Source organism: Streptomyces sp. NPDC048442 (assembly GCF_040651475.1).
Classification (GTDB): Bacteria; Actinomycetota; Actinomycetes; order Streptomycetales; family Streptomycetaceae; genus Streptomyces.
In genome coordinates, this window is the sequence record NZ_JBEZKB010000009.1 from 267,623 (window position 1) to 276,678 (window position 9,056).

The 9,056-nt window shown below is 69.0% G+C and carries 9 protein-coding genes; 7 read left to right on the plus strand and 2 right to left on the minus strand.

Annotated features, from left to right (window positions below):
* Positions 1–7 precede the first annotated feature (7 nt).
* The 6 genes from AB0D18_RS17020 to AB0D18_RS17045 all read left to right on the plus strand — a co-directional run bounded on the left by AB0D18_RS17020 (position 8) and on the right by AB0D18_RS17045 (position 6,515).
* On the plus strand, positions 8–190 hold the full coding sequence (locus tag AB0D18_RS17020) for a Trm112 family protein (RefSeq protein WP_362418180.1): 183 nt from the start codon (positions 8–10) through the stop codon (positions 188–190).
* 131 nt (positions 191–321) lie between these two features.
* Positions 322–1,461, plus strand: a complete 1,140-nt coding sequence (locus tag AB0D18_RS17025; protein ID WP_362418183.1) for an SIS domain-containing protein — start codon at positions 322–324, stop codon at positions 1,459–1,461.
* 93 nt (positions 1,462–1,554) lie between these two features.
* The gene (gene manA, locus AB0D18_RS17030; protein ID WP_362418186.1) at positions 1,555–2,826 is read left to right on the plus strand and encodes a mannose-6-phosphate isomerase, class I; all 1,272 of its coding nucleotides are present in this window, start codon (positions 1,555–1,557) and stop codon (positions 2,824–2,826) included.
* A 137-nt stretch (positions 2,827–2,963) separates the two neighbouring features.
* Complete coding sequence (locus tag AB0D18_RS17035; RefSeq protein WP_362418189.1) at positions 2,964–3,941, plus strand: cation diffusion facilitator family transporter; 978 nt, start codon at positions 2,964–2,966, stop codon at positions 3,939–3,941.
* Positions 3,942–4,280: 339 nt separating this feature from the next.
* Positions 4,281–5,738: an adenosylhomocysteinase gene (gene ahcY, locus AB0D18_RS17040; RefSeq protein ID WP_362418192.1), complete on the plus strand. Its 1,458-nt coding sequence runs from the start codon at positions 4,281–4,283 to the stop codon at positions 5,736–5,738.
* Between the two features lie 135 nt (positions 5,739–5,873).
* The gene (locus AB0D18_RS17045) at positions 5,874–6,515 is read left to right on the plus strand and encodes a hypothetical protein (RefSeq protein ID WP_362418195.1); all 642 of its coding nucleotides are present in this window, start codon (positions 5,874–5,876) and stop codon (positions 6,513–6,515) included.
* Here AB0D18_RS17045 and AB0D18_RS17050 read toward each other — a convergent pair.
* Positions 6,512–7,507, minus strand: a complete 996-nt coding sequence (locus AB0D18_RS17050) for an RDD family protein (protein ID WP_362418198.1) — start codon at positions 7,505–7,507, stop codon at positions 6,512–6,514. The two genes, AB0D18_RS17045 and AB0D18_RS17050, sit on opposite strands and share 4 nt — an antisense overlap.
* Before the next feature lie 126 nt (positions 7,508–7,633).
* Here AB0D18_RS17050 and AB0D18_RS17055 point away from each other — a divergent pair, with 126 nt between their 5' ends.
* On the plus strand, positions 7,634–8,641 hold the full coding sequence (locus tag AB0D18_RS17055) for a stage II sporulation protein M (protein WP_362418201.1): 1,008 nt from the start codon (positions 7,634–7,636) through the stop codon (positions 8,639–8,641).
* Positions 8,642–8,791: 150 nt separating this feature from the next.
* Here the strand turns inward: AB0D18_RS17055 and AB0D18_RS17060 are convergent.
* A partial coding sequence (locus AB0D18_RS17060) for a hypothetical protein (protein WP_362418203.1) occupies positions 8,792–9,056 on the minus strand: 265 nt, incomplete at its 5' end.

A 9,056-nucleotide genomic window follows, 5' to 3' on the forward strand; every position in this document is an offset into this window, starting at 1 on the left:
CCACCCCATGCCGCTCGAAGCCGGCCTCCTGGAGATCCTCGCCTGCCCGGCCTGCCACGCCCCCCTCGGCGACGAGACGGCCGCGGACACCCCGGAGCTGATCTGCACCAGCAAGGACTGCGGACTCGCCTACCCGGTCCGGGACGGCATCCCGGTCCTCCTCGTCGACGAGGCCCGCCGCCCCGCCTGACCGGAACGCCCCTCCGGCACTACGCCCCGGGCCTCCGGCACCGCAAGACCGCCGAACCCGAACCCACCACCCGGCACTCGTCCCGCAAGTCAAGTCCCAGTCCGCGCAATGCGATCGGAGGCTTCACCCCCATGCTCGACGAGTCGCTGCTAGACGACCCGGAAGCTCTGGCCCGTGCCGACCACCGCGGTCTCCTCCGCGGCGCGGCCGAGGCCGGAGCCCGGGTACGCACCGCAGCCCGGCACGCCACCGAGGCAGGCCTGACCGACCTCAAGCCGGAGGGCCGCCCCCGCGCCGTACTCATCGCGGGCCCCGGCGTCGCCGCCACCGGGGTGGCCGACCTGCTGACCGCGCTCGCCGGAGCCTCCTGCCCGGTGACGAGCCTGCACCCGACCGGCGTCGCCCCCGCCGCCGGCGCCCTGCGCTGGACACTCCCCGGCTGGGCGGGCTCCGTCGACCTTCTCCTGCTCGTGACGACGGACGGCGCCGAACCGGGGCTCGCCCTCCTCGCCGAACAGGCCTACCGCCGCGGCTGCACGGTCGTCGCGGTGGCCCCCCAACGCTCTCCGCTCAGCGAGTCCGTCGGCGGAGTGCACGGCCTGGTCGTCCCGATGGCGACCGCCCCGTACGAGGAGTACGACGAAGGCACCACCGCGGGCCCCGGCCCGCTCTGGGCGCTGCTCACCCCGCTCCTGGTCCTCCTCGACCGGCTCGGCCTGCTGTCCGCGCCCCCGGAGACGCTCCAGCGCGTCGCCGACCGCCTCGACCAGACCGCCGAACGCTGCGGCCCCGCCATCGCCACGTACAGCAACCCGGCCAAGACCCTCGCCTCCGAACTCGCCGACTCGCTCCCGCTCGTCTGGACGGAAGGTGCGCTCGCAGGCCCGGCCGGCCGCCGATTCGCGGCCGTCCTCGCCGAACTGGCGGGACGTCCCGCCCTCGCGGCCGAACTCCCCGAGGCCCTGCCCGCCCACGGCATGCTGCTCTCCGGCGCGTACGCCGCCGGAGCTGACCCGGGCGACTTCTTCCGGGACCGCGTGGATGAACCGCAAGCACTCCGCGCCCGCGTCGTGCTGCTGCGCGACCGTCCCACGGGCGGCCTCACCGCAGCACCGGCAGCCCGCGAACTCGCACTCAGCCACGACACGGCCCTCAGCGAACTCGAACCCGAAGAGGGCAACGAGCTGGAAAGCCTCGCCGAACTCCTCGCCGTCACCGACTTCGCGACCGCCTACCTCGCGCTCGCCGCATCCGCACCCCCTTCCGACTGACATCCCCGCACCTACCCTGCCCCGCCAACACCTCCTGACTTCTCCCGTCACGGAGCTCCGACCCACGGCCGCCCCGGACCGGAAAGAGCCACCATGGACCGCCTCGCCAACACCGTGCGCCCCTACGCCTGGGGCTCCGTGACCGCCATCCCGGAACTGCTCGGCACCGAGCCCACCGGCGAACCGCAGGCCGAACTCTGGATGGGCGCCCATCCAGGCGCACCGTCCCGCATTGAACGCGCACCGGCTCCTGGCGAGCGCTCCCAGCCCCACCCGGACCCGGCAGACCCGGGGCTGGGCCCGACTCCGCCGCACCCGGCCCCGGAGACGCACGCACTCTCCGACGTCATCGCCGCCGACCCCGAAAGCGAACTGGGCCCGGCGGCGGTGAAGAAGTTCGGCCCGCGACTGCCGTTCCTCCTCAAACTGCTCGCCGCCGGAGCACCGCTCTCGCTCCAGGTTCACCCGAACCTCGCCCAGGCGCAGGAGGGGTACGCCGACGAGGAACGCCGCCAGGTCCCGATGGGCGCCCCGGACCGCAACTACAAGGACGCCAACCACAAACCCGAACTGGTCTGCGCGCTCACCAAGTTCAACGGTCTGTGCGGTTTCCGAGTTCCCGTAGAAGCGGCCAGAACCCTCGAATCCCTCGGCGTCGATTCCCTCAAGCCCTACGCCGATCTGCTCCGCGCCCGCCCCGAGGAAGCCGCACTCCGCGAGGTCCTCACCGCCGTCCTCACCGCCGACCGCACGGAAATCGCCGCCACCGTCACCGAAACGGCCGCCGCCGCCGAGCGCCTGGCCGCCGACCCCGGCACTCCGCCCCGCGAAGCAGCCGCCCACGCGGCGTACGCCGCCATCGCCCACCACTTCCCGGGCGACCCCGGCGTCCTCGCGGCGATCCTCCTCAACCACGTCGAACTCCAGCCCGGTGAAGCGCTCTACCTCGGTGCCGGTGTTCCGCACGCCTACCTCGACGGCCTGGGCGTGGAAATCATGGCGAACTCGGACAACGTGCTCCGCTGCGGCCTCACGCCCAAACACGTCGACGTCCCCGAGCTCCTGCGTATCGTCCGCTTCGAGGCCACCGATCCCGGGATCCTGCGCCCCGAGGCGTCCTCCGACGGCGAAGAGCTCTACGAGACCCCGATCGACGAGTTCCGGCTCTCCCGCTACGTCCTTGCGGAAGGCGCTGCTCCGGTCCGTCTCTCGAAGGGTGCCCCGCAGATCCTCCTCTGCACGGCAGGCACTCCCCGAGCGGGCGGACTGAGCCTCGCCCCCGGCCGGTCAGTCTTCGTACCAGCCGGGGAAGAGACCGAACTGTCCGGAGTCGGCACGGTATTCCGCGCCACCCTGGTCGCCTGACACACCAGCAGCCCCCTCCGCCCCGGCAAGCTGCAACAATGTGCGGCCGTACCCACCGCGGCGCTCGGGCCGCAGCATCCAGGACGTCACAGGACGTCACAGGACATCCAGGCCATCCAGGAAGGACCCCTGCACCCATGAGCGCGTCAGGCGGAACAAAGGCAATCGTGGCGGCACTCGCCGCCAACCTCGCGATCGCCGTCTCCAAGTTCGTGGCGTTCCTCTTCAGTGGCTCGTCCTCGATGCTCGCCGAGAGCGTCCACTCGCTGGCCGACTCCGGCAACCAGGGCCTGCTTCTCCTCGGCGGCAAGAAGGCCCAGCGCGAGGCCACCCCGCAGCACCCCTTCGGCTACGGCCGCGAGCGGTACATCTACGCCTTCCTGGTCTCCATCGTGCTCTTCTCCGTCGGTGGCATGTTCGCCATCTACGAGGGCTACGAGAAGATCAAGGAGCCGCACGCCATCGAAGCCTGGTACTGGCCGGTCGGCGTCCTCATCTTCGCGATCATCGCCGAGAGTTTCTCCTTCCGTACGGCAATCAAGGAGTCCAACCAGACGCGCGGCACGCTCTCCTGGAAGCAGTTCATCCGCCGCGCCAAGGCCCCGGAGCTCCCCGTCGTCCTCCTCGAAGACCTCGGCGCCCTGGTCGGCCTGGTCCTCGCCCTCGCCGGTGTCGGCCTGGCCCTCGCAACCGGCAACGGCGTCTGGGACGGCATCGGTACCCTCTGCATCGGCATCCTGCTGATCGTCATCGCCATCGTTCTCGCGGCCGAGACCAAGTCCCTCCTGCTCGGCGAGGCCGCCGGCACCGAGGACGTCGACAAGATCAAGGCCGCGGTCGTCGACGGCGACACCGTCACCGGCATCATCCACATGCGCACGCTCCACCTCGGCCCCGAGGAGCTCCTCGTCGCCGCCAAGATCGCCGTCCAGCACGACGACACCGCCGCCGAGGTCGCGACCGCGATCAACGCCGCCGAGGACCGCATCCGCGCCGCCGTCCCGATCGCCCGCGTCATCTACCTGGAGCCGGACATCTACAGCGAGTCCGCGGCCGCCGAGGGCTCCAACCCGGGCCGCATCCCCGGCGGCCCCACCCCCGAGCCGTCGCACTGACTCCAGCACTTCTTGAGCAAGGCCCCTGTCCGGCCAGGACAGGGGCCTTGCTGCATCCCCCGGGCGCCCAAAAGTGCCCAAAGGTTCCGAATTGCCCTTATGGAGAGCATGATTTCAAGCCAGCAGCACACGGGGGAGGGGCTGGGGTCCACAGGATCGATCGGTGTAGGTTCGTAACCTAGCCAGACGTCGCTGCTGATGGCGGTCGGGCGGTCCGTGGACCGGCCGAGGGAGAGAGGGCCTCCGACGGACTGCGCTGCGAGTGCTCGGGCATTCGTATGCCCGCCGCCGCAGATCAGCCGTAACCACCTCGAACCACCTCACGAGGAGCAGCTCTTCATGACGACTGTCGCCACCGGCCAGGACTTCAAGGTCGCCGACCTCTCCCTTGCCGCTTTCGGCCGCAAGGAGATCACTCTCGCCGAGCACGAGATGCCCGGTCTGATGTCGATCCGCCGGGAGTACGCCGCTGCCCAGCCCCTCGCGGGCGCCCGCATCACCGGCTCGCTCCACATGACCGTGCAGACCGCGGTCCTCATCGAGACCCTCGTCGCCCTGGGCGCGGAGGTCCGCTGGGCCTCCTGCAACATCTTCTCCACCCAGGACCACGCCGCCGCCGCCATCGCGGTCGGCCCGAACGGCACCCCCGAGGCCCCGCAGGGCGTCCCGGTCTTCGCCTGGAAGGGCGAGACGCTGGAGGAGTACTGGTGGTGCACGGAGCAGGCGCTGACCTGGCCGAACACCCCCACCGGCGGCCCGAACATGATCCTCGACGACGGTGGCGACGCCACCCTCCTCGTCCACAAGGGCGTCGAGTTCGAGAAGGCGGGCGCCGCCCCGGACCCGTCCACCGCGGACTCCGAGGAGTACGCCTACATCCTCACGCTTCTCAACCGCACCCTCGGTGAGAGCCCCCAGAAGTGGACCCAGCTCGCCTCGGAGATCCGCGGCGTGACCGAGGAGACCACGACGGGTGTGCACCGTCTGTACGAGATGCAGCGCGACGGCAATCTTCTCTTCCCGGCGATCAACGTGAACGACGCCGTCACCAAGTCGAAGTTCGACAACAAGTACGGCTGCCGCCACTCCCTGATCGACGGCATCAACCGTGCCACCGACGTCCTGATCGGCGGCAAGGTCGCGGTCGTCTTCGGTTACGGCGATGTCGGCAAGGGCTGCGCGGAGTCGCTGCGCGGCCAGGGCGCCCGGGTGATCATCACCGAGATCGACCCGATCTGCGCCCTCCAGGCGGCCATGGACGGCTACCAGGTCGCCACCCTCGACGACGTCGTCGCTGTCGCGGACATCTTCGTGACGACGACGGGCAACAAGGACATCATCATGGCCTCGGACATGGCCAAGATGAAGCACCAGGCGATCGTCGGGAACATCGGTCACTTCGACAACGAGATCGACATGGCCGGTCTCGCGAAGATCGACGGGATCGTGAAGGACGAGGTCAAGCCGCAGGTCCACACCTGGACGTTCCCGGACGGCAAGGTGCTGATCGTCCTGTCCGAGGGCCGTCTGCTGAACCTGGGCAACGCGACCGGTCACCCGTCCTTCGTGATGTCGAACTCCTTCGCGGACCAGACGCTGGCCCAGATCGAGCTGTTCACGAAGCAGGAGGAGTACCCGACCGACGTGTACGTGCTGCCCAAGCACCTCGACGAGAAGGTCGCCCGTCTCCACCTCGACGCCCTCGGCGTCCGCCTCACCACGCTCCGCCAGGAGCAGGCCGACTACATCGGCGTCCCGGTCGAGGGCCCGTACAAGTCCGACCACTACCGCTACTGAGCAACCGGCACCACGCCGCTCATCAGCAGTAGACAGCCCTAGCTGTCAGGCAGGCCCCCGGACCCCGCGCCGGGGGCCTGCCCCGTGTCCGGCCCACAGGCCGGGACAGAGCTCGGACAGACCCCCAAGGACCCCATGCCCCGCGGCCGTTATTCGCTCCACGATCCCCACGATCACACTCCCCTCGGCGAAGAACACTTCCACTGCGCGCCAGGCCCCTCCGGCTGGCGCTACGTCGCCCAAACCACCACCCCCTCCGGCGACCACGCCGGCTCCGTCGACCTCGCCCTCGACGACCTCGGCCGCCCCATCCGTCTCGAACTTCACGCATCGAGCTGGCAGGTCCGCGGTGCGGCCATCGACGGCGTCACCTGGGTCCGTACCGACCCGACCGGTGATCACGCCACCGAAGGCAGTGTCCGCGCCCACGCCTTCACCGGCACATCCCCGGCATTCCTCATCGCCGTTGCCCGCCTCCTGCGCCTCACCCCCGCTTCCTCCGCCACTCGCGTCCGCCTGGTCGCCTTCACAGACCCGGTCCTGGCACCACGTACGCTCGACCAGTCCTGGGCCTTGGTAAAAAGCGAAGCACACGCCACTGACAACGGCCCCTTGATGGTGGACGAATACCAGGTCAACGCCTTGGACACCGGTGAACAACACCAGATCCACATCGCAGGCGACGTCGTCCTCTCGGCTCCGGGAATCGAGCTCGAACACCTGGAGACACCCCCGTCGGTCTTCCCCACTGAGCCCACCGACCCCGACACTTTCTAGACCGGCGGCGCAAACCCAGTTGCCCCTGCAGGCTTCTCCTTCGCCGCCTCTGGCTCAACGGACGGGCCCACCGCAGGGGCCGGGGCAGGGGCAGGGGTACCGGCAGGCGACGGGGCAGCAGTAGCCACAGGCGGAGCAGGCACATCAGCACCCACGGGCTCTGCAAAGGCCGCATACCCCGCGACTCCATCCCCCTTTCCACTCGCGCTCACAGCCTCTTCTGCCGAAGCCGAAGCCGAAGCCGAAGCCCGGAAAGCCCGCTGGGTGTCCCGTACCTGCCGCTCCTGCACCACAGCCGCCAAGTAGGCAGCCGCAGGTACCCCCGATGGCACCGGAACTCCCGTGAAACCCGCCATGTCAGTGGCCAATCGCCCCGCCATCGCCCCGCCCACCTGCGGATCCAACTGCCGCATCCGCGTCAGGAACTGGCGTACGGCCAACCACAGGCCGTCCGGTACCCGCGACAGGTCCAGCCCGGCGAACCGCCCCACCAGCCACGGCGGCGGCGCAGGTACAGCATCGGCACGCCCGGCCGACACCCGCTCCCGCACCACCAGCGTCCCGGCGAACACGTCCCCGACCCGCCGCCCCCGCTCGGACACCAACGAAGCGATACAGGCGATGACCCCGAACGTCATCAGGACCTCGACGACGCCGACCGCCCCCCGCACCAGCGCGTGCCGGAACCGGATCGGCCCCCCGTCGTCCCGTACCACCCGCAGCCCGCAGGCCAGCTTCCCGAGCGACCGCCCGCGCGTGAGCGTCTCCACGGCGATCGGTCCCCCCACCAGCACCAGCAAGAACGAGGCCACCATGATCGCCGCCGCAGCCGCATCGTCCAGCGAAGCAGTGGCCACCATCAGCGCCAGCGTCACCCCGAGGTACACCGACCACACCACCGCCATGTCGATCAACAGCGCCAATGCCCGGCTCGGCAGGCGTGCCGGCCGTACCCCGAGCACCACCGCATCGCCCGTCACGAACTCACTCACCGGTGCTCACCTCTCGCAGACCTTCGCCACCCCTGAAATCGTCAGTCTGCCAAGCTGACCCCCAGCGCGCGCAGTGCTGTGCCTAACCGCCGGACCCGGACCCAGTGCCTGGAGCAGCAGCCGACCATGGACCTCGACGTCTTCGTGACCGCCCACCACGCCGAGTGGGACCGACTCGATCAACTCCTGGGCCGAGGACGCCGTCTCACCGGCGCCGAGGTCGACGAACTGGTAGCCCTCTACCAGCGCACCGCGACCCACCTCTCCCTCCTCCAGTCGACCACCCCGGATCCCGCCCTCATCGCCCGTCTCACCCAACTGGTGTCCCGTGCCCGCTCCACCGTCACCGGTACCCGCCAGGCCTCCTGGCACGACGCGGCCCGCTTTCTGACGGCAGGCTTTCCGGCCGCCGTCTACCGCAGTCGCCGCTGGTGGATCCCCTCAGCTCTGCTCTCCATAGCGCTGGCCGCGGTGATCGGCTGGTGGATCGCCTCCCACCCCGAGGTGCAGGCCTCAATAGGCGCCTCGGCCGACCTCCGCGAGATGACTCGTCCGGGAGGCCAGTACGAGACGTACTACTCGAGCCACCCGGCGGCCTCGTTCGCCGCCCAGGTCTGGACGAACAACGCCAAGGCGGCAGCCATATGTCTCGTCCTCGGTGCGTTTCTCTGCGTCCCCGTCCTCTGGATCCTCTTCATCAACATGCTCAACCTCGGCGTAGGCATCGGCCTGATGACCTCCGCCGGCCGTCTCGACACCTTCCTCGGCCTGCTGCTCCCACACGGACTGCTGGAGCTCACCGCCGTCTTCGTAGCCGCCGGTACGGGCCTCCGTCTCGGCTGGACCCTCATCGACCCGGGCCCGCGCACCCGCCGAGCCGCCATGGCGCAGGAGGGCAGGGCAGCACTCGGCATGGCCATCGGGCTGGCTCTCGTCCTCTTCGTCTCCGGCCTGATCGAAGGGTTCGTCACCCCCTCCGGACTTCCCACCTGGGCCCGCATCACGATCGGCATTGCCGCAGAGGCTGCATTCCTTCTGTACGTGTACATATGGGGTGGCAGAGCAGTCCGAGCAGGCGAACAAGGCGATGTGGAACGTGCAGACCGGAGCGCCGAGCTCCCGACTGCAGCGTGATGTGCGTGCGCCCTTCCTGACCTGCTAGTCTCTCCCTCGCCCCAAAAAACCATTGACATGGTTCGAAGGGGGAGGTAGATTCGAACGGTTGCCTTGAGTTGGACAAACTCGATGGCGACCAGCTAGTCTCTAGCTCGCTCTCCCGGAATTTCATTTCCATTGAGAGCCTCTCGATTCCTTTTCAGAATCATCAACGCCGATTAGCTCGGCCGAAATGCTTCTGATAGAGTCGGAACCGCCGGAAAGGGAAAACGCGAAAGCGAAGAACCTGGAAAGCATCGAGGAAGTCGGAACGGAAACGGTCTGATAGAGTCGGAAATGCAAGAACAGAACAAAATGAAACACCGAACGAAAACGTCCGGAGGAAAGCCCGCGAGGGTGAGTACAAAGGAAGCGTCCGTTCCTTGAGAACTCA

What these genes read in the sequence shown, in the direction of transcription:
- AB0D18_RS17025 (WP_362418183.1), top strand. Translation starts at nt 322, where the DNA reads ATGCTCGACGAGTCGCTGCTAGACGACCCGGAAGCTCTGGCCCGTGCC.
- AB0D18_RS17045 (WP_362418195.1), top strand. Translation starts at nt 5,874, where the DNA reads ATGCCCCGCGGCCGTTATTCGCTCCACGATCCCCACGATCACACTCCC.
- ahcY (WP_362418192.1), top strand. Translation starts at nt 4,281, where the DNA reads ATGACGACTGTCGCCACCGGCCAGGACTTCAAGGTCGCCGACCTCTCC.
- AB0D18_RS17020 (WP_362418180.1), top strand. Translation starts at nt 8, where the DNA reads ATGCCGCTCGAAGCCGGCCTCCTGGAGATCCTCGCCTGCCCGGCCTGC.
- manA (WP_362418186.1), top strand. Translation starts at nt 1,555, where the DNA reads ATGGACCGCCTCGCCAACACCGTGCGCCCCTACGCCTGGGGCTCCGTG.
- AB0D18_RS17055 (WP_362418201.1), top strand. Translation starts at nt 7,634, where the DNA reads ATGGACCTCGACGTCTTCGTGACCGCCCACCACGCCGAGTGGGACCGA.
- AB0D18_RS17035 (WP_362418189.1), top strand. Translation starts at nt 2,964, where the DNA reads ATGAGCGCGTCAGGCGGAACAAAGGCAATCGTGGCGGCACTCGCCGCC.